Source organism: Caballeronia sp. RCC_10 (genome assembly GCF_041360715.1).
In the GTDB taxonomy this organism is placed as follows: Bacteria; Pseudomonadota; Gammaproteobacteria; order Burkholderiales; family Burkholderiaceae; genus Caballeronia; species Caballeronia grimmiae.
Genome location: NZ_JBFUPT010000012.1, coordinates 100,714 through 127,139, shown reverse-complemented (window position 1 = coordinate 127,139; position 26,426 = coordinate 100,714). Strand labels below are relative to the sequence as shown.

Sequence of the window (26,426 nt, the reverse complement as noted above, 5' to 3'; positions counted from 1 at the left end):
ATTGGCTGAACACGACCTCGAAAAACTTAGAATCGACCGCGGACCCGCGGCCGCCCCGGTCATGCCGCGGCGCAGGCCCAACTGGATTCGTTATGCGGTTATTGCGGCCATCATTGCCGTGTTGATCGGCGTTGGCGTCAAGCTCGCCGGGCCACAGACCGTGGAGACCGTCACTGTAACGTCCGTGTATCCATCGCAGAGTTATACGCTTTTGAATGCAACCGGCTACGTCGTGCCGCAGCGCAAGGCGGCGGTGGCATCGAAGGCGCAGGGACGCGTGGAATGGCTGGGCGTGCTCGAAGGGACAGTCGTCAAGGAAGGCCAGATCATCGCGCGGCTCGAAAGCGCGGACGTGGCGGCGTCGCTTGCGCAGGCACAGGCGCAAGTCAAGGTTGCGCAGGCCAATCTGGAATTGCAGCGCGCCGAGCTGGAGAACGCTACTGCCAATCTCAAGCGCTCGCAGGTGCTTGCACCGCACGGTGCGATGTCCGCGTCGCAATTCGATGCTGACCGCGCACGCTATGACAAGGCCAGGGCATCGATCAATAGCGAGCAAGCCGCGATTCTTTCCGCGCAGGCCAATGCGCGGGCCGCGCAAGTGGCCGTCGATCAGACCGTGATTCGTGCTCCCTTCGATGGCGTCGTGCTCGAAAAGCACGCGAACGTCGGCGACAACATCACTCCGTTCTCGTCCGCATCGGATAGCAAGGGCGCGGTCGTCACCATCGCCGATATGAAGACGCTCGAAGTGGAAGCGGACGTCGCTGAATCGAATATCGCGCGTATCAAAGTCGATCAGCCATGCGAGGTTCAACTCGATGCGTTGCCCGACACACGCTTTGCAGGCCGCGTGTCGCGCATCGTGCCGACGGTCGATCGTTCGAAGGCCACCGTGCTCGTGAAAGTGCGTTTCGTCGAGCGCGATGAACGCGTGCTGCCTGACATGAGCGCGAAGATCGCGTTTCTCTCGAAGCCCGTGCCGCCCGAGGACAAGAAAGCGGTCGTGGCGGTGCAGCCAACGGCTGTCGTCACACGTGGCGGCAAGCAGGTCGTTTATATCGTCGATCACGACAAGGCACGCGAAGTGCCCGTGACGACGGGCGAGCGCGTCGGTGACCTGCTGGCGGTGTCCGGTGTGAAGCCAGGAGACACGCTCGTGCTCGCGCCCGGCGACAAGCTCGAAAACGGCGCGAGCATTACCGTGGCGAAGAAATAGCGTGAGCACCGCGCCCCTCGTTCAGATCAGCCACGTCGCGAAGTCGTATCGGCGCGGCGTGCAGACGGTGCCGGTACTGACCGACATCACACTGTCCATTGCGGAAGGCGATTTCGTTGCGTTGATGGGACCGTCGGGTTCCGGCAAGAGCACGCTGCTCAATCTCATTGCGGGCATCGACCGGCCCGATAGCGGCGAGCTGCTGGTTGGCGGCCTCGATATCACGCGCTTGCCGGAAGCCGCGCTCGCGGACTGGCGCGCATCGCATGTCGGTTTTATTTTTCAGTTCTATAACCTGATGCCCGTGTTGACCGCGTTCGAGAATGTCGAGCTTCCGTTGATGCTCACGCGGCTGTCGCGCGCCGAGCGTCGCGAGCGCGTTGCGATGGTGCTCGACATGGTCAACATGAGCGAACGGACGAGTCACTATCCATCGGAGCTGTCGGGCGGACAACAGCAGCGCGTGGCGATTGCGCGTGCGTTGATTAGCGATCCGAAACTGATCGTCGCCGACGAGCCGACGGGCGACCTCGATCGCACATCCGCTGGCGAAGTGCTCACAATGATGCAGCGCCTGAACGAACGCCTCGGCAAGACCATCATCATGGTTACGCACGACGCACATGCTGCCAATGCCGCAAAGGCCCTCGTGCATCTCGAGAAAGGCGAACTGATCGATGGCAAGGCGCGCTAAGCCATGTACGTTCTCAAGCTGATTCTGCGCAACGCGACACGTCACAAGCTGCGCACCGCATTGACGGTGCTGGGACTCACCATCGCCGTGCTCGCTTATGGCTTGTTGCATACGGTTGTCGATGCATGGTATGCGGGCGCGGCGGCCGCATCGAATGCGCGGCTCGTGACGCGCAACGCGATCTCGCTCGTGTTCCCTTTGCCGCTAGCTTATGAGAACCGCATACGCGGCGTCGATGGCGTTACGATGGTCGCGCGCTCGAACTGGTTTGGAGGCGTCTATCGCGACCCCAAGAACTTCTTCGCGCAATTCGCGGTGTCGGACAATTACCTCGATCTTTATCCGGAGTTCATTATTTCGCCGCAAGCCCGTACGGATTATCAGCGTGATCGAAAGGGCTGTCTCATCGGACGACAACTTGCAACGCAATACGGCTTCAAGGTCGGCGACGTCATTCCGCTGAAGGGGACGATCTATCCGGGTACGTGGGACTTCGTCGTGCGCGGCATCATGGAAGGGCGTGACGAATCCACCATTACGCGGCAGTTGGTGTTCCACTGGGAATACCTGAACGAAACCATTCGCAAGACGACGAAGCGCAATGTGGATCAGGTCGGCGTGTATGTCGTCGGCATCGACAATCCGGATCACGCTGCGATCGTCTCACGCAATATCGACAGCGTCTTCAAAAACTCACTCGCGGAGACCTTGACGGAGACGGAACAGGCATTCCAATTGGGCTTCGTTGCGATGTCGAATCAGATCATCGCGGCGATACGGGTGGTGTCGTACGTGGTGATTCTGATCATCATGGCCGTGATGGCCAATGCCATGGCGATGAGCGCGCGCGAGCGAACCGTCGAATATGCAACGCTCAAGGCGCTCGGCTTTGGCCCGGCGTTCCTCTCGATGCTCGTGTTCGGCGAATCGCTTGCGATTTGCGCCATTGGCGGCGGCATAGGGATGTTACTCACTCCGCCCGCTGCCGTCGTCTTTCAGCATGCAACGGGCGGCGTGTTTCCCATATTCAAGGTATCGCACGAGACCATGCTCTTGCAGGCGGTCTGCGCGTGCGCCGTTGCGCTTGCGGCGGCGGTCGTGCCGGCGGTTCAGGCAAGCCGTGTGCGTATCGTCGAAGGCTTGCGCGCCATCGGCTAGGAACTCACGACGATGGCCATTCCCGTTTCCTACGTCGCACGCAATCTATGGGCGCGCCGCCTCACGACGATGCTGACCGCAAGCGGCCTCGCGCTCGTCGTGTTCGTCTTTGCAACGGTGCTGATGCTCGATGCGGGGCTCAAAAAGACACTGGTTTCAACGGGTGAGCGCGACAACGTAGTCGTCATTCGGAAAGGCGCGGAGACAGAGATTCAAAGCTCGATCGATCGGGCACAGGCCAATGTTCTGGAAATGCATCCGTCGGTCCCGCTGAATGGCAATGGCGAGCCGCTTGCATCGAAAGAGACCGTGGTGCTTATTTCGCTGACGAAACTCGGCACGAACACGCCGGCCAATGTCGTCATTCGCGGCGTGTCTGCGATGGGCGTCGAATTACGTCCACAAGTGAAGCTCACGGCGGGGCGCATGTTCAAGCATGGCTCCTCCGAAATCATCGTCGGAAGCAGCATTGCCAAGGGCTTTGGCGGCACACGCATTGGGGAGCACCTGCGCTTTGCGCAGCGCGACTGGACCGTCGTCGGTCATTTCGATGCTGGCGGTAGCGGCTTCGACTCCGAGATTTGGGGCGATGCCGATCAACTCATGCAGTCTTTTCGCCGCACTACGTTCTCGTCGATGATCGTGCGCCTCACGCGCAGCGATGCTTTTGAGCGCTTCAAAAGCGATATCGATGTGGACCCGCGTCTCGCTGACGAAGCGAAACGCGAACAAGTGTTTTATGGCGACCAGTCCAAAGCGCTTTCAACCTTCATCAATATCCTTGGCGTCACGCTGTCCGTTATTTTCTCGATAGCGGCAATGATCGGCGCAATGATCACGATGTATGCGTCGGTCGCCAATCGCGTCGCAGAGATCGGCACGTTGCGTGCGCTCGGTTTCAAGCGGATCGATGTGCTGTTCGCGTTCCTGCTCGAAGCGCTCTTGCTCGGACTTGTCGGCGGAATGGCGGGTCTGGGCTGCGCCGCGTTGATGCAGTTCGCCTCGTTCTCCACGACGAACTTTCAGACGTTCGCTGACTTGTCCTTTCGCTTCATTCTCACGCCGTCGGTTGTCGCGCGCACGGTGGTGTTCTCGCTCGTCATGGGCTTCGTCGGCGGGTTCCTTCCCGCGCTGAGGGCATCGCGCCTGAGCATCGTGGATGCACTGCGGGCGCGTTGATCGTTCGATTCGGCTGACATGTCGATACCAAAGTATTGAATATTCGGAATCGATAACCCGCAGTAGAGTGGGTCTTCGCAAGCGATGCTTGCATCGCATTCTTAGGATGCTTGGAGGCTCATCATGCCGCTCGTTCGTATTTCGCTCATCAAAGGCAAGTCGCGAGACCATATTCGCGCGATTTCTGATCAGGTCCATGAGGCGCTGGTCCAAGCGTTCCAGGTTCCGGCCAAGGACCGCTTCCAGCTCATAGAACAACGTGACCCAGACGACTTCATCTACGACGCGAGTTATCTCGGCGTCGAGCGGAGCGACGATCTGGTATTCATTCACATCACCGCTAGCGACTGGCGCGACCTCGCGACCAAAAAGGCTTTCTACAAGACGCTTGCGACGCGTCTTTCGGCGTCGCCCGGCTTGCGGCCGGAGGACGTGCTGATCGTGCTGGCACCGAACCGTCGAGAAGACTGGTCGTTCGGACACGGGCTTGCGTCGTATGTGGAGCCGGACGCCTGATTGAATCTCCGCTACCGATAAGACGCGCCGCGCGTGCCGTTGATCGCGAACACGTCGCCTTCCGGTGCATGGTCGACTTTACCGTCGCGCGGGATAAGTGGAATTCTCCGCGTGCTGTCAGGGGCTAGATGAAACCAGTCGAGCTCTGCGTAATAGTGATGGTCCACCACATGCGCCCAGCGCGCGAACCGCGTTGCACTGACGTTGAGCGCCCATCCGTTATCGTCTTTATCGAGTGAGACGCTCAAGCCCACATCCCGGCGTTCGCTGACGGACATATCCGGAAGGTGAAAAGCCTCGGACAGCAGCTCGCCGGTATTCGCGTTAGTGAGACGCACGTGCGTTGTATCGTGTGCGCGCGGACCAAAACGGTATGCATACGCGGTATCGAAAAACGCGCCAATGAGCGAGCTGGAATTGATTGTGTGAATGCTGTGAGCCTTCAGAATGATTTCGCGTGAACCGCCCGCGACTTTCACCGCGCCATCGCGCAGGCAAGTCAGTTCCACGCGCGCGCGAATGTCGTGCGCCGTCTCATTGACGAGATGAACGTCCAGACCGTCGAGACCTTCGTCGGTAATGAGCGCCTGCACGGGTTGCAGCACGCGGGCAAGGCCATGCAACGCACTCTTGGGAACACCGAATACGTCGATGACGCCCCAACCGGCGCCGGGCCGCAGATCGAGCAAATTCCACACGATGCCACCCGCGCATGTCGATCCCTTGCGTCGCCACTCGGAAAACACTGCGCCCATGACATCCGCAACGACGGCTCGCGATAGCGTCAGATAGCGCTCGGGATCTTCGTAGCGCAATCGCGCGACGTCGACGCCATAGAGCGATCGCAGGTAATGTTCGCGCACGTCGTCGAAGTCCCAGGCCGCGCCGGGATCGCGCGGCACGCCGATCTTCCATCGCGGCTCGTGTGGCCGTGATGCGTTAGGCGCTGCGCGCAGAGCGACATCATCCGGAACGTTGGCGAACGCAAGGCACTCCGATGCGAAGCGGACCTGCGCGCGGCGCGCATCGTCGAAAGGGCGTTGATAGGCCCCAACGCCGTAGTAATGCGTGATGCCGCCGCGCGTTCCGAATGGCATCGACAGTTCGTCTCCTGGCGCTGCACTCGGCGAATTGACGACATAAGGAACGTCTGGTCGCATCGCCGCGATGATCGAAGGCAATTGCTCGGTGAATAGCGGCTGTTGATAGGCGTCGAAGGGCAGACCGAGCATCGCCGCCTGCTGGTGCACTTCACTTCCGCCACACAAGACTGCGAGCGATGCGAAGCGTCGCGTGCGCGCAAGGAATTGCTGCGCTTCCAGTTGCACGCTCCGCTGAAACGCATCGTCAGTCGGGTAATCGAAGTTGGCGAATGCGAAGTCTTGCCACACCATGATGCCGTGTTCGTCGGCGAGTTCGTAGAATGTATCGGATTCGTAGAGCGTCGTGCCGCTTACTCGAATGATATTGAGGCCTGCTCGACGGCATGCGTTGAAAATCGTATTCAGCTTCTCGCGCGGCGCGTCGAGTGCGACGATATCGGCGGATGTCCAGCATGCTCCGCGCGCAAAGACAGGCACGCTATTCACGACGAGTCGAAAGCCGGCGCCATCCGGGCCGCTATCGACTTCGATCGTGCGAAAGGAAACGTCGCCTAGCGAAATATCCTCATGCGATGCGCGTGTGATCGTGACCGGATAGCGCACAGGCTCGCCATGCGTATGCGGCCACCATAAGCGCGCCTGCGCTACGCGGACTCGACCGGTCACGGTATGCGCATCGCGCCAGTGAAGCGCCGTCGATGCATTGCCGCACTCGAGCCGCATATCTTCAGGCGCTTGGGCGTGATAGAAACGCACGGTCACATCGAGCAGGCCATCGCTGCCATCGACGCTCGACGCCATCTCCACGCGATCCATCGATGCCTGAGACTCGCCGACCATTTCGACCACACGCCACGGTCCTGCTGGCTGAATCGCAGGGCACCATCCCGGCATATGCCCGAGCAGCGTCGTTCGAACATTGCGCAATGTTGCGGGCTGCGCGAGCTTTGGGCGCCAGCGTGCGCGTCCACGTTTGGCGGCGAGCGCCGGAGCGATGGATCGAAAGCAGATATGGAGCGTCTTTTCGCCCGCCATTTCGATGTCAAGGTCATGTGCCAGAAACATCGAATCGGACTCGAGCAGCTTGCGGCCGTCGATCCATACTTCGGCGATCGTCGCAAGGCCGTTGAAGCGCAGACGTCGCTTGCCAGTCGCGTGAAGCGTGACGCGATACCAGTGGTCCGACAGTGCATACGCCTGCGCAAGTGAGTCGTCTTTCAAGCCTGCCGCGCGATGCGCGGAAGCCACCGTCCCAGGCACCGGAGCATCGAGCCAGTCCGTATAGGCGTCGAGCATGTCGGGCGTTTCACATGCGCCGGCGGGCGTGCTCACGCATTGCCAGCCAGCGTCGAGGGCGCGCGGCGCGAGCGGCGAGGCCTGCATAGACTTTCCTTTTTATTCGTTTTCTTTTGCGTGTCCAAACCGCGCCAGCGCGCGGCCAAGCCCTTAGAGAAAGCGCGCAGCGAGCGGCTCGATGACCTTGTCATAAGACGCTTCGAGCGAGTCGAAACAGTCCGTGCAAGGATCCGAACGTGAACGCATGCGCGCACGTGCGAGCCGGAACTGCATCACCATGGCTTCGCTTGCCATGGTTTGCGCGCTCGTCTGTATGTCCACGGGCACATCGACGCCATTTGCATTGAGCCAGGCCAGATACTTCGACAACAACTCGAAGTTCGATCCGAGCTGACGCATGACATTGAACGTGTACAGATGGTAATAGGCGACATCTCGTTCAAGCAATGTGCGCAAATGTTCAGGAAACTCTCTGCGCCATTGCGAAATGGGATTCAGAGCAGGGCGATCCGCAAGACGCAATCTGAGTAAGTCCACCGAGCGTTGCACGAGCGCCTCGCCTTCGAGCGGTGGACGCGCGCGTTTGACGAACTCCACGTACGGAAAGAGCGCACGCACGTCGCCGGCGAGATTGGGCATCAGGCGAAATACGCCGTCGTAATCCTCGCCCACTAACGCGAAATAGCCAGCGTTATGGAAGTAGGTGATGTGCTTTGCCTGCGCATCGATCGTGTCGATTGCAATCGTCGTCTTCGAGTGAGTCTGACGATACGCTGTTGCACGCGTGTCGGGCAAATAGAAAGCATCGACCTCGGCGACGACCACATGACCGCGCTTTGTCTGCTCGCGGACATGCGCTTCGAAGGTGTCGTAAATGGCAAGCTCCTGCGCCTGCAATCCATAGAGCCTGCCGATGTCGTCGAGCGAGAACTTCGGAAACGTGAACTGATCGCCCTCGAAGTCCTGCGTCACGGTAAAGCCTAGCGCCGCATGCGGATCGCAGCCGAGATGATGCAAGAGCTCGATCCACAAGTCGACATAGCAATTCGTTTCCAGCCAGACACGCTCGCCGCGATGCAGTGCATGGCGGCTTGTTTCATCGTCTGTGCCGGTCAGCGCTTCTGCGGGCGAGCGTGCGTTCATGCCTCTTCGCCCATGTTGGCGAGACCATCGGCGATGATCGGCTCGGCGTTGCCCCACAGCAGTTCGCGCACCGGAGCAGGCCATGCCTTCACATCGAGGCCATGATGACGGAAGAGCGCAAGCGTCGTGCGTTCCATGCCGAAGCCTACGCATGCGGTATGCGCAACGCTATCGTCGGCCTGGCGGATATTCCACAGCTCGCCAAAGTGCTCCATGTGATAGTTGAACGAGAGGCAAGCGGTCGGGCGGTCGGGCGTGGCAACCGGCACCAGCAATTCGAACTTGAGTTGCTGCGCGCGCTGGCTGTCCGCGACGATCTTGCCGCCACGGCCGAAGAACGGATCGTTAGCGAGGTCGATTTCGAACGGCAATTGCAGAAGGCGCACGAGCAGCGATCCGCGCTCGATCCATTTCTGTCTGAACGCCATCACCTGTTCAGGGCTGCCGACGCGGATATATTCGCGCATGCGGAACATCTGCATGCGGCCGGGGTCGATGGAAGGCTCGTGACGGAAACAATAGGAGAACGCATCGAACGTTGCACCGTCCTTCGCGAGGTTGCCACGCTTGGCGACGAGCGGATAGATCGGGTAGCAAGCGGCGGGCGTCAGGACGAGGCGCGTCGGCTTTTGCTGATCCATCCATTCGTCGGAACGCTCTTCTTCTTCGCCGATATGCACGATCTTGTCGAGTGCTTCGAGCAGGCGATGGTGTCCGCGGTCATTGCCCGCGAAAGAATGGATGGTGCCGGCCAGATTCGGGAAGCTCTTCAGATACTCACTGTCTTCGAAGTCGCGGCGACGCATGGCCGGCGGAAAGCGCAGCACTTCGGCGTGCTGGTCCGCGCCGAGGAGAGTGATTGCTTGATTCAGGCGCTCGACGATATCTTCGAATATCGCGCTGCGGCCATAGAGTCCGTCTTCGCCCGTATCGATGAGAATGCCTGCTTCGATCAGGCGGTCTCGCAAGGTGAGATCGGATTTGTCGTAACCTGCCTGCGTCGCTTGTGATTGTGCCTCAGCCATGATTGCGGCTTGTTCGGTCGGCATGTTCATATCGTTATAGGTCCCCGGTTGCGGCGCGCTGCGCAAGCAGCAGGTTCGCCGTATTCAATTCGATGCGGTCGTTGCTTATCATGAGCGGCGCGGAATGCAGGTCGCGCAGATGCCGTCCTACACTAAACGGTGTGTCGTTCTTGTAGCCCGCCATGCCGCAAATCATCAGCGCTTCCTGCACGACGCTTACTGCGGATTGCGAAATCGCGAGCTTGAGCATGTTGAGATCCGACGCAAGGCCGATGGACGCCGTGAGCGGCGCATCGATATCGTCCGTGCGATTTGCATGACGCGTTGCCCGTTCGCTTTGCGCTGCTTCGACAGCGGCAAGCGATTCACGCAGACGCGCCTGCATCATGCGCACTGTGGTGACCGCTTGCGAAAGCCGCGATGCGGATGGCGGCAACGCTCCCGGCTTACCGCGTGACTGATTTCGGAAGAACTGATGCGCGCGATGCAATGCGTCCGATGCAATCCCGATCCATACCGACGACCACAACGTATGCGAAACGGGCAGCATGCTCTCATCCGCGATCTTCGAGAACGGTACCGGCAGGATCTGTTCTGCAGCGCCCTTCGCGACGAGCCGATGTCCTTCGCTGCACGTGCCACGCATCCCCAACGTGTCCCATGTGCCGCGCTGTTCGAGCGTGAACGTCTCACGCGGAGCGACGATCAATACCTGATCGGACGCCGGTGCATCGGGATGACGACGCGCAGTGACGAGAATGCAGTCCGCGAACTTGCCGTACGAAATGGTGGTCGCGAGCTTCTCGATAGTGAACGCATCGTCTATGAGATCGACGGCGCATGCGCTCGTGCGCATGTTGCCGCCGATGGTTTCTTCCGACGTCGCCGAAGCGAGCAGCAACTGCTCGCTGACCATGCGTGCAAGGAAGTCGCGCTGCCAGGGCACGGCCAAACCATGATCGACGATGCACACGACCTGGCTTTGGTGCATCGCATAGATCATGGCAGATGAAGCGCAGCCTTTGGCAAGCGCCTCGCACAAGCGGGCGACGCTTGTTATCGAAAGACCATCGCCGCCATGAATGACTGGCACCATGGCGGAGAAGAGCCGCTCCTCGCGCATGGCCGCAATTGCTTCCGCAGGAAAGCGCGCTTCCTTGTCGACTGCATCGGCGTGCTGGGCTGCGATCGCCGCTACGCGATGCGCCGCTTCGAGCATTTCGGTTTCGCTGCGCGGCGCCGCGCTTTCATCGACGCTTGCCAGCTGCGACGCTTCCAGCTCCTGCGCGGCGGCGTTCATGCGTCCGCCTGCGAACGACGCAGTTCTTCGACGGCGGCAGCGAGCGAATCGACGCTGGAAAAGAGCCGGCGCGTCAACATGTGATCGGGAATCTCTACGCCGAATTCATCTTCGATTGCGAGCATCACGTGAACCGTGGCAAGCGATGAGAGACCGGCGGCGTAAAGATCGTCGCTATCGGAGAGAGTGTCGATGGGCACGTCAAGGCGTGCGGACTCGGAAAGGATGCGGCGCAATTCAGTTTTCATTTGTGTCTGGTTTCCCTTGTACTTGGCCAAAGCGCATTTGGCCAATCGGGTCTGAAACGGGTCTACGTTTCAAAGGCCCACTCAGGTTAATTAGGCCGGGACGTACAGATGGTGGTGATTTGCTCAAAGCATTGTTCAGGTTCTTGGAGCCCTCGCACTCACCGTCGAGGTAGTTTTATCGTATTTAACGAATTCGTGGGGGTGCCCGTCCGTGCGATGGCGCACGGTCGTCCCCCATGAGCCGGGCGTCCGGCTTGACGGATGTCTTGGCGATGCTCGCTAGATTACGTTAGCCGTTCAGGCGCATTTTCGCGCGTTGGTTTTTACCTGCTGTATTTACCCCAGGCAGTAAGTTTTATTTGCGATTGCAAGGTTAATGAAATAATGAGTGGATGAGAATTAAAGAACATTTGCTTTGATGGCGCGTGGTTTTGATGTTCTTATTCGCGTTGTCTAGCGCTCTTTTAAGTGGTGCGCCTCGTGCGTGGGCGCTTGGACTGGTGTCGGGCAGGGGCTGGAAATCTGTACGGTTCACCACACACGAAGGAACGGCGACTGAGGTTATTCAAGCTCTTTCGTTTGCCGCAATCACACGGCGCAGGACGTCAGAAGCCGCCGCATATAAATCATCCGGTCGCGCCGGCGTATGAGGCGGGCGTCGCGGGCGAGGCCGCGCTGGTTGCGGACGTTCTATATGACTCTCTCGAAGACACCGACGCGTCGCATGGCAAAAGCGGGTGAGACCGCGCGCATCGTTATGGAAGTGCGTCACGACAAGTCTTTCTCGAAGGACCGAGCTTAAGCGGCAACATCGAGGTTGTGGCGCGTGTCAGTGATGAAGCGAAGCTCGTCAAACTTGCGGCCCGGATCTGCAACTTGCGGACGTCGTCGATGCGTCGTTCGCCGATTGGCGCGCGCAAAGGACGCTGGACGACTTCGACCCGGTGAAGAGCGCAGTCAACCAACCGGGCGGCGTCGATCCCGCAGGGAAAGCGCTCTTCGATGCGGTCCACGGCGAAGCGCGGGCAGTTGCATGAAGAAACGTCTTCGACGACGCGAAGGGAACGCGCACGAAATGTGCTGTGATGCTTCGGCACTGTGGCGGTTAGCCCATCGCCGCACCACGGCGATTGCATGTTGCATGCTGAATGTGGTGCGCAGAATGCAATCGTTCCTTACCGTGCAGACAAACTTCACCGAAGAGGCTTGACATGAAAAAACGCAGATTGACGTTGTTAGCTGTCGTGGTGACAGGCGCGACATTCGCCTCGGGCGTCGCACTGGCTCAGGCCGGGGGCAACGGAAACGGGGGATCGGGCGGCGGCAACGCTCACGGCGCCGCGACAGCCGGACCCACGGTCGGGGGAGACAATGCATCCCCGCCCGGAAGCACCCACAAAGGCGGCTTTCACTTTAGGCACAAGAAGAAAGCGAAGCCGGTCGAAACGACCACGCAGTGAGCGTTCGGTCGAACGTGACGAGCTAGGCTGCCGCGCTTTCGGCGTCGAGGTCGTCGGTGCCCAGGCGCGAAAAGATATCGCATACGGCACGCATCTCGGCCTCGTCGTGTATGGTCACGACGACTCGCGTGATGCCGCCGAAGCCTTCCGCACCGGGACCGTGCGTGTCGGCGCGTTCGAAGTCGGGGAGGATATCGTCGCCCGACGACGCGATGTCCAACGCGTCATAGGTGTCAGCCTGGCCGACGTGCTCGGCGATGATCCATTGCGTCGGCGAACTGGCGCTCAGCGCAATCGACATCTGGAAGTCGGCAAAGCCGCTCATACGCGCCACGCGGATTCGGTCGCTGGCGATGCCTTCTGCCTGCAGATCCCCGAGTGCTTCATCCAGCTTGCGGGAGCCGCAAAACGCCCCGACTACTTCTCGCATCATTGCTCGTCTCCTGGCGGCCAGCGTTGAGATGATCCCGCACAGTCGGCGCGTTCGCGCCTGCTGAGTCAAAGTGGCCGCTTGCTTGCAAATCGTTGCTGTGTTCTGTCTTGCTCCGCTTCGACTCGTCCGGGTAAACGTGGTGCTTGACCAGCGAAGGCCGTTCTACCTAGGAAAGGACGATTCGATTATCGAGCTTTCAAAACTCGCCTGTACGCGATAGTTAGCAATCGAACAGATGCGTACGTGCGGGTGGCGCGTCTGACGACGAACACGCAGCAGCCGGCTTTCGGGCGCAGGCGCTGTCGTCACTTCAGGCGGTACGTGAACTGTACGCTGCACCGCGCTGCGTTTCAACGAATTGTTCTTTGCATTCAATCGCTAGAGCCAAGACGGATGCAGCCGTCACTTACATCGATTCCATGGCCGGCACCGCCGATAAGTCGTCGTACAAGCTTCGTCGCGCCCTATAATGGGCCATCCGCATTCGAATCCGGCTCTTTCATGTCACAACCACCCGCACCCGGCGCGCTTCGCCGTTCCCGCAACCTCACCGAGGAAGTCGTCGCCGAGTTGTCCGAGCGCATTCGCAGCGGGGCGCTGCAGCCCGGAGACAAGCTGCCGACCGAGTCGGAAATCATGGCGCAACTCGGCGTGAGCCGCACCGTCGTGCGCGAGTCCATTTCCCGATTGCAGGCGGCGCGGCTGGTGCAGACGCGTCATGGCATCGGGACTTTCGTGCTCGAAGCGGGGGATCACGACCGGTTCCAGATCGAGGCTGCCGGTGACCTGACCGTACGCGACGTGATGGCGATTCTCGAGTTACGCATTAGCCTCGAAGCCGAGGCGGCGGGTCTTGCCGCAATGCGTCGCACCGACGAAAACCTCGCGCAGATGCGCCGCGCGCTGGATGAGTTCGAACGGCACATCGCGGAAGGCACCGGCAACGCAGTCGCAGCCGACGTCGCGTTCCATCTCGAACTGGCGAAAGCGACCGGCAATCGCTACTTCCATAGCATCCTGAGCCAGCTCGGCAACACCATCATTCCGCGCACGCGAGTCAATTCGGCCGCGCTTGCGCATCACGATCCGGGTAGCTATCTCGATCGCGTCAATCGCGAGCACGAGGATATCTACGATGCAATCGCCCGCCGGGACGCGGAGGCGGCCCGCGCAGCGATGCGTATGCATCTGTCGAACAGCCGGGAGCGGCTGCGGCGGGCTCAAGAGGCGTCGCTTAAGGTCTCGGATGGGAGCTAGGGCAGCGGTGCTCCGTCGGTAAGGCGGGGTGCTTGCTATGCGAATCGCATGCGGCATGCGGCATGCAGCATTCAAAATGGCGGCCGGAGTGCCGACTCATCTTCGCTCGTATATTCAACATTCGGCGGTAGGTCGAGCTCTCATGCCGCATCCACCAAAGCCCATCTGAACGCGCAAGCGGCAGATGTCCGCACGCCTATACGACTCACAGCGGTTCTTCCAAAAGCACTTCATTACTGCGCGAGCTAAAGAAGAAGCTCTGCGTTGAAGTAGTGCGCTAGCGACAGCAGATTCCGAGCGCGGATGCAACAGCGGCAAACGCACTCGAGCGCGATTTTCCAGGCGCTGCGACGCGACAGCGTTTTCGAGCCAGAGCCGTGCGCGTCGACAGCAAGCAGGTCGGCCGACCTCAAGCCGCTTCACAATCGAACGACGCCACAAACTTGCACCAAGCCGGCAAACCATACAGTGTCGAGTTGCCAAGCAAGCGCCCGCAACGAAGCACGTCTGCGCATCAACACCGCTGCGCGTCCCAAAGAATGAGCACGAGCGCATAACGTACTTATCTGCCCAGCCGACCGACTAAACTCACTCAGCATCCTACCCGCGCAACGTTACGTTCCATCTGGCGCACTTCCGCCAGAATTATGACGCCCGTATTCTTCTCGTCGCTTTCCGCACTTTGCCATTGATGTCTTCTGCCACCACGGTGGCGTTTGTAACAATCGCGCCGGATGATTGATGCCCGGCTATTGCCCGATAACGTCGAAAAAGGAGAAGCACCATGCCGTACGTCACCACGCAGGACAACGTCGAGATTTTCTATAAAGACTGGGGCCCGAAAGACGCACAGCCCATCGTGTTTCACCACGGCTGGCCGTTGTCCTCTGACGATTGGGACGCACAAATGCTCTTCTTCGTGCAGAAAGGATATCGCGTGATTGCGCACGATCGACGCGGCCATGGCCGCTCGTCGCAAGTCTCCGACGGGCACGACATGGACCACTACGCAGCGGACGCCTTCGCTGTCGCCGAAGCACTGGATCTGCGCAATGCAGTGCATATCGGCCATTCGACCGGCGGCGGCGAAGTAGCACGCTATGTGGCAAAGCACGGCGAACCGGCAGGGCGCGTTGCGAAAGCAGTGCTCGTCAGCGCAGTGCCTCCGCTGATGCTCAAAACCGAAGCGAATCCCGAAGGGCTGCCCATTGAAGTCTTCGACGGTTTTCGTAAAGCGCTTGCCGACAACCGCGCGCAATTCTTTGTCGATGTTCCGGCCGGTCCTTTCTATGGCTTCAACCGTACCGGTGCGACGGTGCAACAGGGCGTCATTCAGAACTGGTGGCGGCAGGGCATGATGGGTAGCGCCAAGGCCCATTACGAGGGCATCAAAGCATTCTCGGAAACTGACCAGACCGAAGATCTCCGGTCGATCAAGGTGCCGACGCTTGTTCTCCATGGCGAAGATGACCAGATCGTGCCGATCGCCGATGCAGCGCTGAAGTCGGTCAAGCTGCTCCAGAACGGAACGCTCAAGACCTACCCGGGTTTCCCGCACGGCATGTTGACGACCAATGCCGAAATCCTCAACGCCGACCTGCTCGCATTCGTGCAGTCATAAGCTCTTTCACTCGCGGGAATGCTTAGTACGTTTCCGCGAGTGCCCCACTGGGCAGCGTCATTAAGTGCGGTGAAATAAAGCGGCTCGCATGTCATCTATTGGGTACGCTCGCCCAGGCCCTCGCCAGACTTGGGCGCGCGCGCCGCGGCGTGTTGTCGGTGACGAGCTTCCTCCTGCTGCCTCGCATTCTCGTGTGCCGCGACTTGATCACGCTGGTGCCGCGCCGGCTCGTCCGTCCCGGCGATGGACTCGTGATCGTCGAAGCTCCCATCAAGATACCCGGTTGTCTAGACCGTCGCGTCGCGCGAGCGCACGCATCGTTCGCCAGAACATGCGTGGGTAAGAGAGGTTTTGTTTGAAACGTGCTCGGAATTCGTGTGACGTGTCGCTTGAGCGGCTGCGTGCTGTCGAATCAGGAATGCGTTCGATGAACATCCTGCCTCTGACTAAGAACGGGTGGCGGATCGCTCGTTGCTTGCGCGAATATAATCGTCGTCGCTAATTGCTCTGCGTCTTCCGCACCGCAAACCGGACACGCCTTGAGTGCTCTGTCCTGGCTATCCACGAAATAAAGCTTGCCGCAATGGGCGCAGTTGATGACCATGATCGTTACCTCGACTGCAACGTAATTTATAGCCCTGGTTACTGACTTGGACCGCGTACGTTGAGAACGGGTACTTATCGCGGACATTAAGTCGAGAGAAAAGGAGCATTCGCCATGCCTGATAGCGTTGACCATAGCCAGTCGCGCGCAGAGGTCGCGCTTGCACTCGTCGTCGCATTGACTTTGGCCGCTTGCCAGTCGACTGGACAGTCATCGTCACAAGTGTCGCCGACCCGCGCGCATCAGTTGTGTGAGTTACGCGAGCTGGAAAGCGTGGGGTATCGACCGTGGCAGGAGGACTTTTACTATCCGCGTAACCTGCAGGCGGCACAGGCGCGTCTAGAAGCAGCGAAACGCGCGCGCGGACTCGAAGGCGTCGATACGTGCGCTACAGCCGACGCAAGCGGAAACTCACGCTAAAACTGATCGCCTGAATTCACCGGCGTCCATCCGAATACGCTTTCGAAGCGCTCGCGAAAGGGAGTACGAATTAGCGGTGGAGATTGCCGAATATAGGCTTCAGCACGGCCGCGATCCTCATCGTTGAGTGAGTTCATGTAGGTGATTGCTTCGTCGACGCTTGGCATGCGGCCATTGCGATCGTGCGACTTTGGAGGGAGCGCGGTCCAGACGACAGCGTCCGCGCCATTGCGCGCAAGCCACTCAGCGAATGCGTGAGATTGCGGATAGTCGATGCCCGCCGGTCGCGGAACGCTGCCGATCCATTCTCTTTCGTTGATGCGTACGTCTTCGCGCTTACGCAACGCTTCGCGAGCGGCATCGAGTGAGTCCACTGCAACGGGAGCCCAATAAGTCGTCGATACGGGACCGGACGCAAGGACGACGAGACTCGCGATCTCGCCATCGGAATGCCGCGCGAATTCAAGGGGTATCGAAGGACCGCCCTCGCGCCATTCCCCTTCGATTGGAAAGCCTTTCAGATTCCATAGCATGGAGCCCCAGGCGATGCATACGATTTTCATGCCGCGAGACACAGCACGTGACATGCCTATGAATTCGCGCCATAAGAACGCGCTCAGGCATTCACCGCGAGATAAGCATGAATCTGCGCGACGACGGCCGCGCCTTCGCCAACCGCCGACGCCACGCGCTTGATTGAACCCGAGCGCACGTCGCCGATTGCATAGACGCCCGGCATGCTCGTTTGAAGCGACATCGCACGGGGATCGCTGCCGGGAACGTCTGCGCCCGTCAGCACGAAGCCTTTCGCGTCGAGCGCGACGCCGCATTCCTTCAGCCAGCCCGCTCGCGGCTGCGCGCCGATAAAGACAAAGAGATGATGCGTATCGAGCGCGCATTCGATGCCGTCGCTGTTGCGATAACGCACGCATTCGAGACGCGCATTGCCCTGCAGCGAAGTCAGCGCCGTGCCTGCATGCAGCGTCACGTTATGCAAGCCCGCGATCCGCTCGATCAGATAGTGCGACATGCTCTGCTTCAAGCTCGGACCGCGAAAGAACATATGCACATGCTCCGCGTGCGAAGCGAGAAAGACGACGGCCTGTCCCGCTGAGTTACCGCCGCCGACGAGCGCGACTGGCTCCTTGCGACACAGCCTCGCTTCGATCGGCGTGGCCCAGTAATAAACGCCGCTGCCTTCGAAACGCGCGAGACCGTCGACGTCCGGACGACGATAATCCGCACCGCTCGCAACGACGACCGTGCGCGCGGCGATACGCCGGCCATCGCAGAGTTCGACGGCGAGCGCGTCGGCACCGCAATGCAGCGCTTTGGCTTCGCACGGAATGCCGATATGCGCGCCGAATTTCTGCGCCTGCACGAACGCGCGTCCCGCGAGCGCAAGTCCCGTGATGCCGGTCGGAAAGCCGAGATAGTTTTCGATGCGCGAACTGCTGCCCGCCTGTCCGCCCGGCGCGCGGCAATCGATGCCCGCGACCGACAATCCTTCGGAGGCCGCATAGACGGCTGCGGCGAGCCCCGCTGGTCCCGCGCCGACGATCAACGCATCGTAGACGTGTGCCGGGTCGAATTCAGGCACGAGGCCGAGGCACGACGCGAGTTGCCCTTCATCCGGATTGCGTAATACCGTCCCGCTCGGGCATACGACGAGCGGAAAATCGTCGGGCTGCGGCGTGAGACGTTCGAGTAGCGCGAGCGCTTCGGCGTTCTTGTCGGCATCCAGCGTGACGCTCGGAAAGACATTCCGGTTGAGGAAGTTTTGCAAGGCCCGCAGCCGCGCATTGCCCGATGCGCCCACCAGCACGACGCCGTGGCCTCGCTCGAAAACGAGCACGCGGCGCAGGATCAGTGCACGCATGATGCGTTCGCCGAGATCGGCTTCGGCGACCATCACGGCTCTGAGCGCGTCGGGGCGCAGCAGTATCGCGTCGACGTCTTCGATCACGTGTGCATCGACCACGGCGGGCTTGTTCGAAAGCTGCGCAACGTCCGACGTGAACTCGCCGGGTTGCGTATAAGTGTGGATCACGCGTTCACGCAGCAACCCTTCGCGCGCGACGATTCGCACCTTGCCCGACAACAGCACGAACACGCCAGGGCAGAGGCCGCCTGCGCGATACAGGAACGCGCCCTTGCCGTAATGCACGATGGCACCGAAACGGCGCAGGCGTTCGACGTCGGCTGCGGGGAGCACCGGAAACATCTGCGCATAGCGCGGGTGATCACGCGCGCTGGCGTCTTCGCTTTCAGTCGAACGCGTGCTCATCGAGGCCGTCCTCCGCTGATGGATGAAACAGCGCGCGTGATGCGATGTGAAGCCGTTGATTCAATCGTCGTTGCAACGGGCGCGCTTCCTCATCATAGGAGAGCGGCGAGTGAAATGTAATGGATGTGAAATTACCGACGTCGCGACGTTGAAAGCAATGTCGCGAGGCCGGCTACGCGCGAACGCTTGGCTATTTCCCCGCTGCTCCCGATGCCTGTCCGCGCTGACGCGCTTCTTCCTCACGCTTCAGTTGACGCGGCGGCGTGCCCATCTGCGTTGCCGCGCCCTGGCCGCCCTGCGGACTCGCGCCTTGACCGCTCTGAGCGCTGTGGGCCGATTGCCCGCCGCGCACGCCCACTCCTTCGTTGCGCTGCTGATTGCCCGGTGCGGCGGCTTCGGTGGCGTAAGAGGGCGCTGCGATTGCAGCGGCGCCGGCAACCGACAGCATTAATGCAAAGCTACGCGTGCGCTGGATCATCATGGGTGACTCCTGTTATGTCGACGCACCATGTCTGCAATGCGCATGCCGCCCAACGCCACGGCTGAGCGTTACCACTCGACGCAAATCTTTCCGAAGTGCGCGCCGCTCTGCTGATGCCGGAACGCATCGGGGAGGGCGTCGAAAGCAAAGGTTCGATCGATGACGGGACGCACGCCGTTCAGCTCCAGCGCGCGCACATATTCCTGTTGATGCCGCCGGCTACCGACGATCAGCCCTTGCAGCTTCGCCTGACGCGCCATTAATAGAGACGTCGGCACCATGCCTTCGCGCCCTGTCAGCACGCCGATCAGCGCGATATGCCCGCCGACGCGCACGGCTTCGATCGACTGGGCGAGCGTGCCGGGCCCGCCGACCTCGATCACGTGATCGACGCCGCGCCCATCGGTGAGCTCGCGCACCAGTGCGCCCCATTTCTCGTGCGTTCGGTAGTTGACGGCATGATCGGCTCCGAGCGCCGTCGCCCGCGCGAGCTTCTCGTCCGACGAAGACGTAACGATGACTTGCGCGCCCATCGTCTTCGCGATTTGCAGCGCCGCAATCGATACCCCTCCGGTGCCGAGCACGAGCACCGTATCGCCCGCCTTGAGGCCACCATCCACCACGAGCGCGCGCCACGCGGTCAGGCCCGCTGTGGTGATCGTGGCTGCTTCAGCATGGCTCCAGCCGCGCGGCGCGTGTGTGAAGGCGGTGGCTGCGCGCACGACATGCATCGCCGCCATGCCGTCGATGCCATCGCCCGGCGTGCCCGCGAAGTTGCCGACTTCGGATTGCGGCAGGCCGTCGCTCCATTGCGGAAAGAAGCAGGACACGACGTGATCGCCGACTGCGAACTCGGTGACGCCATCGCCGACCGCTTCGACGACACCCGCACCGTCTGACATCGGCACGCGGCCATCGGCTGTCGGACTCGTGCCGTTCACGACCAGCAGGTCATGGAAATTGAGCGACGTGGCGTGCAGTGCAACGCGAATCTGTCCCGGTCCCGGTTGTCCGGGATCCGGAATGTCGCGGATTTCGAGCTTGTCCAGTCCGCCGGGCGCGCGGATAGCGAATGCCTTCATCGAGGTTCTCCTTTGCCGGTAGCGGCAACGTATCGGTAGATGTGCATTTTGCATGCATCATGCAAACGCCGCGTGCCGTGCAACTGGCGGACCTGACCGATGCCCTGCGCGATCCAGACGCGCGAGCGGGCCATTTCGTCGATCGATTCGTGGATAAACTACGGGCGGGCGAGAGGCGACGCGGCCCGGCCGAGCGCCGCGTCGTAGGAGATTGCACTCGAAATTCAAGGCGCGTCGGTGCCGAGTTCGACGCGCAACTCGTCGACGGACACGACGTTGCCCTTCGGCGCGTTTAGCCCGCTCACGCGCACGAACGACACGACCATCTCGCTCGCATTGCCGATGCCGAGCCGCGCCAGTTGCTCCGTCACATCGTAGGAAAGCATCTTCATCCCGTGATGCGTGGCCGTAGATATTTCGAACGCGCCGACCGTTCCGACGAAATGGTCGCTCTTCACCGCATCGATGTCGCCGGCGGCGGGCAGATTGAGATAGACGTTGTAGAAGAATCCGCCGTTTTGACCCTCAGCTGTTATCGCGAGGCCGTCGAGCACGAGCTTCACATGACGGAACGATGCCTTGCCGGGGGCCACTGCCTGCGGCGCTTGCGATGATTCGTCGAGACTCGCCGCGGGTGACGACGCAAGCACGTCCTTCAGCGCGGTCGCGCTCGTGGCTGCGAGCGGAATGGCCGCGCTCAGCGAGGCATTGCCCAGTCCGACGCCTCTGACGCCGCCTAATGATCGTCGCGTCGCCGAGATGCTGCGGCCCGGGCTTGCCGTGAACCTGCCGGCTTGCGGCCGTGCGTGAATCGCCGATACCTGCGCCTGTACTCGCACGATCCCTCCACGCTGCGCTTGCGGCGGCAACGCGACCGGCATGGTGTTGTTGGAATAGGCATAACCTAGGCCGGCCACCGTCCGCGTCTTCGATTTAGCCATGGTAAGGCCATTTGCATACGTAAAACTGCCGCTCCAGTAGCTGTTGCTGGCAGCGGGCACTTTGCTCGTCGCGCGCAGCTCCCATGCGCTCCAGAGGCGGTCAATGTTGCAGTGATGCAAATAGAAAATCGGATCGATGGGCGCCGTCATAATGTTGCCCATATTGCCGCCGATAATGTCGTGCACCGGATTGTGCGGTGCATTTTCGAACTTCGTTTCGAATGCGTTTCTCGTGCCCCGCTGCATATTGACCACGGTCGAGGCGAACGGACTCAGATCGAGCGCCTGATAGACGTTGCTATTCACGCGCGAGACGTACAGCGGATTGTCGCTCGCGGAATCGGTGAATTCGGAAGGAATGACGGGATAAGTGTAGTAATCCCAATACGGCAGAGTGAGGCCATTTTGGCCTGAAATCGTTCTCAACTGCTGCTCGATGCAATACATATAGCCGCGATGCCACGCGAGAAAGTACGGCTCGCTATGCGGACAATAGTTGCGATGGACATTCACCCAGTATTGCCACGATGCCGGCTTGCTTGCATCGTTCCAACGGCATTGAGGAAAGGTGCGTAATAAGGCGTCGATTTGAATGCTTGCCATTCGAGCCTTATAACCGGGGGCGTCACCGCCACGCTCAGTTTGGGCAGGGATAAGAGCGCGAGTGCCGACGCCGTTCCTTTGACGAACGTGCGCCGCTTGATCGAATTGGAGTCCATACGGAACCTCTTGAACGTGGAAAGCCCAAATAAAGCGAGCGTCTGGCTTCCGCCGCACTGCCGCAAGGACCCTGCAACGGATTCGCCCTCCACAGTGGGCAAAAGAAGTATGGATCACGTGCGGAAACATTCAATCCGGTAATTAGAATCGCGAACGAAGAGAATGTTCGGTAACGAACATACAAGCTTGCATGACGCATCAAGCCCCCTACTAAGGCATGTGTGCGCCGTTGTAAAGCTTCATCTACTGAATCATGAACGTCTCGTACTCGAGCATCTCCAGCTTGCGATCGAGCCACACGAGACTGACGAGCAGCACCAGCAGCAGCGACGCCGCGAAGCCATACCCGTACCAGCCAGGATTGGCCGCGAGGGTCACCCCCGTCAGCGCGACATTCGATATGACGAACAGGCCGACGAGCGCGAGCACCACACGCCGTTTGTCGAGATAGAAGAACACGTTGATCACGCCCATGAACAGCACTTGCAAACTCGCGGCGATCACATCGATATACAGCAGCGGCGAATAGAGCGCCGAAATGCGCAGCCATCCGAGCAGCGCCGCGCTGATCGCGAAAAGCAACAACGCAGCGGTCGCCTGCACTTTCACGATTTCATAGAGTCCGTTGCGCAGCGCCTCGACCATCGCGTTGCGCATGCGTTCGATATGCTGCAGCGACGCGCCTTCCCGCACCGCGCCATAGAAGGCGTCGTAGTACTCGACGAAGTCGGTCTCGATACGCATCAAGAACACTGCCATGCCCGGAATGATCGCAAGATAGGCCAGAAAGACGGGAATGTCGTAGATGATCGACGCGCGCAACGGTCCGATCACATCCTGCCCGGTCCCCGGCGCATACCAGAACATGAACTTGTCGACCCAGATCGCGAGGTTGTAGAGAAAGCCCGTCGCCATCAGAGTCGGGTAACGGTAGCGCTTCGAGAAGAATTCAAAAGAGATGAAGCGATCGCTCGTGTAGTCGCGATAGATCAGCGTCAGCAGGCCCGCTAGAAGCACGGTCTGCCCGAATACGAACCCGCCGAGCAGTCCCGTCAATCCGAAGATATTGAGCGTGATGGCCGCACCCGCCGTCAGCGTGTAGCCGATAAAAAACACCCACAGTATCGACGTATATTGCTTCATGCCCGACAAGAAGATCGTAGCGAGCCAGATGTTGCACATGACGACGAAGCCCGCGAGCATCAATAGCCGATACGCCGCCGTCTGCCCGGGGAATAGAAACACCACCGCGAGTCCGCCGAGCACGATCGCGGCGATGGTCGCAACGAGCGCCGCGCCGTGATAGTTCGGAAGCACCATGTCGCCGCGTTTCTCGAACAGGCGGTCGGACGTGAAACGCGTGAAGCCGAGTTGAAGCGGCCCGGTCAGCACGAGCGACAGCGAGATCAGATACGTCACCGATACCTGAAACTGCGTGATGAGCCCGGACGGCAGCACGAACGGCAGGCTCAGAATGCCGATCAGCAGCATGCCGATGATCGACAGAATCCACGGCCCCGCGCTGATGAGTCCCGCATATGCATACGCCTGCATCAGTCCGACGAGCGTGTCGCGCCGGAGCATCTTGCGCAATTCGAAGCCGATTCCCGCCATGACGATTCCCGTGTAGTCGTTATGCGTGGCCGATAAGCCGCTCGTATAGCGTGCGATATGCGCCTACCATGCGTTCTTGCGTATAGAAGCGTTCGACGCGCGCGATGCCCGCCGCCTGCGCCGCGCGCCAGTTGTCTTCTTTCAGCAGCTCCAGCGCGGCATCAGCGAGTGCGCGCGGGTCGGCAATCTGCACGACGCGGCCTGCCGCACCTAGCGCCGCATCATCGCCGGGCAAGCCGTAGATCAACTGACGGCACGAGCCGACATCGGTCGTCACGGAAGGCACGCCTGCTGCAAAGCCCTCCAGTACCACGAGCGGCAATGCTTCGGATATCGAACTAAGCACGAGAACGCCGCATTTCGGAAGCAACTCGTCGATCCTCTGAAAGCCGAGGAACTTGACCTTGCCTTCGAGCCCGAGACTTTCCACGAGACTGCGACATTCCCGTGCGTATTCCGGGTCCTCGTCCTCTGGTCCCGCAATCCATGCCTCGGCATCGGGCTCCTTGCGCACGACTGTCAGCATCGCGCGAATGAAGGTCTTGATGTCCTTGATCGGGACGACGCGGCCAATCAGGCACAGCGTCTTCGGCACGCCGGGCGCACGCTTGTCACGCAGCGCCGAAAGCTTCGGCAAGTCGACGCCATTCGGTATGCTCGCGGTCTTTTGCGGCGGCGCGCCATCGGCGACCTGTCGCTGACGGTTGCCTTCATAGAGCGCAATGATGTCGGCGGCTGCGTCGTAGCAGACGCGCCCGAGCGTCTCGAAGAAGCGCACCCATAGATCGCGGAAGTAACCGACCTGCGATACGTCGCGCTCGAAGATGCTGCGGTTGTCGCGTATCCACTGGCTCTGGAACAGGTCGATCTTGCGTTCCTTCGTATAGATGCCGTGTTCCGAAACGAGCAGAGGCCGGCCGGTACGAAAGTGCGCGAGCGCGCCGAGAAACCCCGCATATCCCGTCGAAACCGTGTGATAGACACCGGCATCAGGCAAGCCATTGGCGATGCGTGCGAGCAGCCACAAGGGCTTGTGCATCACGCGTACGGTCCAGAAGTAATCGACGAAGGAAGGATCCGTGCAGCGCTCCCGATACTGCTCCGTAATGGTCTTCCAGGCCTCGTGTGAATAGAGAAATTCGCTCTCCGACAGGCGGCCATCGGGGGCGAGGTCCTCGAGCAGGTCGCGCAGCATCGAACCGGCGGCGGCACGCATCGCCGGATTGCGCATGGCTTCGTGCAGTTCCGCCGATTGCGCAAAGGCCGCGCGATCCCCACGGCGTTTCTCGGCTTCGGGCGCGGCTTCGAAGTCGTACAGGAAGTGATTTTCCTGGTGCACGGCGTTGGGCGGCAATGCATACGATGCCTTCGGGTAATCCTGCGGACGGCTGCCGAGAAAGCAGAGCGCGAACGTGAGATCGGGAAACGCGCGGATCATCTGATTGACCCAGCTCGATACGCCACCGCTTACATACGGGAACGTCCCTTCGAGGAGCAGAACGACATCCGCGCGCGTGGCTTTGGGTAACGCAGTGCTGAGCGCAGGCCAGGTCTGCACGGACGCTGCATCGGGAAGGGCAACGGTGTTCATGTCGAGCCTTTGCGAAGAGTGGCGAGCGAGCCGCGCCAATACTCGAGCACGGGTTTCATGACGGGCAGGATCGCGGACTGGCTCATTTGTCCGAGCAGCGTTTTCACCCGCGCGAAATCGCCGCGTAAATAGGCGGCTTCCGCGAGATAGGGCAGCATGCGATCGCGTGCGAAGCCCTGTTCGATCGCGCGTTCAAGCAGGCTGTCGGCGGCATCGAGATCGCCGCGGTCCAGCGCGAGCCGTCCGCGCATGCGCCACAACGCGGCGTCGGAGGGCTCGATATCGAGTGCAGCGGCGGCGTAGGCATCGGCCTGATCGGCTGCGTTCCGATAGACGTCGCCCTGAACGAGATGCGCATAGATGAGCTCGCCATAGAGTTCGGCGAGCGTCTTGTTGACCTCATAACGCTCGCGCGGCTCAAGCTGCATCGCGAGTTTCGGGCGTTGCGCGAGGATGCGCTGCGTAAGCTGCTTCTCCTGGCTGTCGAGCATGCCGTAGGCGAGCAGGCGGATATCGTCGAGCGGATCGGCGAGCATGCCGCGCAATAGCGGACTGATGGTATGCGCGGGCATCGACTGCATCGCGAGCAAGGCGGTCATGCGCAGAGATGTGACCGCTTCTGCGTTCTGTAACTCGGCCTTCAGGCGCGCGCCCCGTCCATATGAAACATGCGGAATCAAATGCGTCGCGAACTCCGGTTCTTCGACGTAAGCAATATGGCGAGCCTGCACGCGACGCGGCAACGCAAGCGCCACGATCATTGCGCCCACGGAAACCAGCGCGCCGCCCGCCGGTACCGCGAAATTCAGCAGCCACAGATAGCACCATGCCCCTTTCGAGCGATATCGCTGCGGCAGGGTCCGCCAGCACGCAAACGCGATCAGCGCAGCAGCGACGCATTGCAGCGCGAGGCACATGAGCAGCACGCGCGTTGGCGGCCCGCCTTGCGCAGCGAGTACGAAAACGTGGGCCTGCACGACGACGCCACAGATCGCCGACAGCCACGCCAGCGCCAGAATCGTGCGATGCATCGCGCG

The 26,426-nt window shown here is 60.6% G+C and carries 23 protein-coding genes; 9 read left to right on the top strand and 14 right to left on the bottom strand.

Going from position 1 to position 26,426, the window contains the following annotated elements; all coding sequences use genetic code 11:
* Positions 1–61: 61 nt before the first annotated feature.
* The 5 genes from AB6804_RS20925 (at position 62) to AB6804_RS20905 (ending at position 4,763) form a co-directional block, all read left to right on the top strand.
* Positions 62–1,216, top strand: a complete 1,155-nt coding sequence (locus tag AB6804_RS20925; protein ID WP_370888075.1) for an efflux RND transporter periplasmic adaptor subunit — start codon at positions 62–64, stop codon at positions 1,214–1,216.
* A 1-nt stretch (position 1,217) separates the two neighbouring features.
* Positions 1,218–1,910, top strand: coding sequence for an ABC transporter ATP-binding protein (locus tag AB6804_RS20920; protein WP_035960209.1), 693 nt, complete (start codon positions 1,218–1,220; stop codon positions 1,908–1,910).
* A gap of 3 nt (positions 1,911–1,913) precedes the next feature.
* The gene (locus AB6804_RS20915) at positions 1,914–3,068 is read left to right on the top strand and encodes an ABC transporter permease (RefSeq protein ID WP_370888074.1); all 1,155 of its coding nucleotides are present in this window, start codon (positions 1,914–1,916) and stop codon (positions 3,066–3,068) included.
* A gap of 12 nt (positions 3,069–3,080) precedes the next feature.
* The gene (locus tag AB6804_RS20910) at positions 3,081–4,247 is read left to right on the top strand and encodes an ABC transporter permease (RefSeq protein ID WP_370888073.1); all 1,167 of its coding nucleotides are present in this window, start codon (positions 3,081–3,083) and stop codon (positions 4,245–4,247) included.
* A 123-nt stretch (positions 4,248–4,370) separates the two neighbouring features.
* Entirely contained in the window at positions 4,371–4,763 is a 393-nt protein-coding gene (locus tag AB6804_RS20905) for a tautomerase family protein (protein ID WP_370888072.1), read from the top strand.
* 11 nt (positions 4,764–4,774) lie between these two features.
* On the opposite strand, the gene AB6804_RS20900 is transcribed toward AB6804_RS20905, so the two are convergent.
* The 5 genes from AB6804_RS20900 to AB6804_RS20880 all read right to left on the bottom strand — a co-directional run bounded on the left by AB6804_RS20900 (position 4,775) and on the right by AB6804_RS20880 (position 10,878).
* Positions 4,775–7,249, bottom strand: coding sequence for a glycoside hydrolase family 2 protein (locus AB6804_RS20900; protein WP_370888071.1), 2,475 nt, complete (start codon positions 7,247–7,249; stop codon positions 4,775–4,777).
* A gap of 63 nt (positions 7,250–7,312) precedes the next feature.
* Positions 7,313–8,305 (bottom strand): DUF1839 family protein, encoded by a 993-nt coding sequence (locus AB6804_RS20895; RefSeq protein WP_370888070.1) that lies wholly within the window; start codon positions 8,303–8,305, stop codon positions 7,313–7,315.
* Positions 8,302–9,360: an amino acid--[acyl-carrier-protein] ligase gene (locus AB6804_RS20890; protein WP_370888069.1), complete on the bottom strand. Its 1,059-nt coding sequence runs from the start codon at positions 9,358–9,360 to the stop codon at positions 8,302–8,304. Before AB6804_RS20890 ends, AB6804_RS20895 begins: the two co-directional genes overlap by 4 nt.
* A 4-nt stretch (positions 9,361–9,364) precedes the next feature.
* Positions 9,365–10,630 (bottom strand): acyl-CoA dehydrogenase family protein, encoded by a 1,266-nt coding sequence (locus AB6804_RS20885; protein ID WP_370888068.1) that lies wholly within the window; start codon positions 10,628–10,630, stop codon positions 9,365–9,367.
* The gene (locus AB6804_RS20880) at positions 10,627–10,878 is read right to left on the bottom strand and encodes an acyl carrier protein (protein ID WP_244796055.1); all 252 of its coding nucleotides are present in this window, start codon (positions 10,876–10,878) and stop codon (positions 10,627–10,629) included. The genes AB6804_RS20885 and AB6804_RS20880 overlap by 4 nt, the downstream gene beginning before the upstream one ends.
* A 1,211-nt stretch (positions 10,879–12,089) precedes the next feature.
* Here AB6804_RS20880 and AB6804_RS20875 point away from each other — a divergent pair.
* Positions 12,090–12,338, top strand: a complete 249-nt coding sequence (locus AB6804_RS20875; protein ID WP_370888067.1) for a hypothetical protein — start codon at positions 12,090–12,092, stop codon at positions 12,336–12,338.
* A gap of 22 nt (positions 12,339–12,360) precedes the next feature.
* Here the strand turns inward: AB6804_RS20875 and AB6804_RS20870 are convergent, their stop codons facing one another.
* Positions 12,361–12,771, bottom strand: coding sequence for a hypothetical protein (locus AB6804_RS20870; RefSeq protein ID WP_370888066.1), 411 nt, complete (start codon positions 12,769–12,771; stop codon positions 12,361–12,363).
* 501 nt (positions 12,772–13,272) lie between these two features.
* On the opposite strand from AB6804_RS20870, the gene AB6804_RS20865 reads away from it, so the two are divergent.
* The 3 genes from AB6804_RS20865 (at position 13,273) to AB6804_RS20855 (ending at position 16,673) form a co-directional block, all read left to right on the top strand.
* Complete coding sequence (locus AB6804_RS20865; protein ID WP_370888065.1) at positions 13,273–14,028, top strand: FadR/GntR family transcriptional regulator; 756 nt, start codon at positions 13,273–13,275, stop codon at positions 14,026–14,028.
* 784 nt (positions 14,029–14,812) lie between these two features.
* A complete protein-coding gene (locus AB6804_RS20860; RefSeq protein WP_370888064.1) occupies positions 14,813–15,649 on the top strand; it encodes an alpha/beta fold hydrolase in 837 nt (278 codons plus the stop codon).
* 718 nt (positions 15,650–16,367) lie between these two features.
* Positions 16,368–16,673 carry a DUF4148 domain-containing protein gene (locus tag AB6804_RS20855; RefSeq protein ID WP_370888063.1) on the top strand — a complete coding sequence of 102 codons (306 nt, stop codon included), beginning with the start codon at positions 16,368–16,370 and terminating at the stop codon, positions 16,671–16,673.
* On the opposite strand, the gene AB6804_RS20850 is transcribed toward AB6804_RS20855, so the two are convergent.
* From AB6804_RS20850 to AB6804_RS20815, 8 genes are all read right to left on the bottom strand, one after another.
* The gene (locus AB6804_RS20850) at positions 16,670–17,236 is read right to left on the bottom strand and encodes a hypothetical protein (protein WP_370888062.1); all 567 of its coding nucleotides are present in this window, start codon (positions 17,234–17,236) and stop codon (positions 16,670–16,672) included. The two genes, AB6804_RS20855 and AB6804_RS20850, sit on opposite strands and share 4 nt — an antisense overlap.
* Before the next feature lie 53 nt (positions 17,237–17,289).
* On the bottom strand, positions 17,290–18,960 hold the full coding sequence (locus AB6804_RS20845) for an FAD-dependent oxidoreductase (protein ID WP_370888061.1): 1,671 nt from the start codon (positions 18,958–18,960) through the stop codon (positions 17,290–17,292).
* Positions 18,961–19,150: 190 nt separating this feature from the next.
* The gene (locus tag AB6804_RS20840) at positions 19,151–19,441 is read right to left on the bottom strand and encodes a hypothetical protein (protein ID WP_370888060.1); all 291 of its coding nucleotides are present in this window, start codon (positions 19,439–19,441) and stop codon (positions 19,151–19,153) included.
* Between the two features lie 68 nt (positions 19,442–19,509).
* Positions 19,510–20,523: an NAD(P)-dependent alcohol dehydrogenase gene (locus tag AB6804_RS20835; RefSeq protein ID WP_370888059.1), complete on the bottom strand. Its 1,014-nt coding sequence runs from the start codon at positions 20,521–20,523 to the stop codon at positions 19,510–19,512.
* A 224-nt stretch (positions 20,524–20,747) separates the two neighbouring features.
* Entirely contained in the window at positions 20,748–22,067 is a 1,320-nt protein-coding gene (locus AB6804_RS20830) for a tyrosinase family protein (RefSeq protein ID WP_370888058.1), read from the bottom strand.
* A 360-nt stretch (positions 22,068–22,427) separates the two neighbouring features.
* The gene (pelG, locus tag AB6804_RS20825; protein ID WP_370888057.1) at positions 22,428–23,798 is read right to left on the bottom strand and encodes an exopolysaccharide Pel transporter PelG; all 1,371 of its coding nucleotides are present in this window, start codon (positions 23,796–23,798) and stop codon (positions 22,428–22,430) included.
* Between the two features lie 19 nt (positions 23,799–23,817).
* Entirely contained in the window at positions 23,818–25,389 is a 1,572-nt protein-coding gene (pelF, locus tag AB6804_RS20820; RefSeq protein WP_370888056.1) for a GT4 family glycosyltransferase PelF, read from the bottom strand.
* Positions 25,386–26,420: a hypothetical protein gene (locus tag AB6804_RS20815; RefSeq protein ID WP_370888134.1), complete on the bottom strand. Its 1,035-nt coding sequence runs from the start codon at positions 26,418–26,420 to the stop codon at positions 25,386–25,388. Before AB6804_RS20815 ends, pelF begins: the two co-directional genes overlap by 4 nt.
* Positions 26,421–26,426 lie beyond the last annotated feature (6 nt).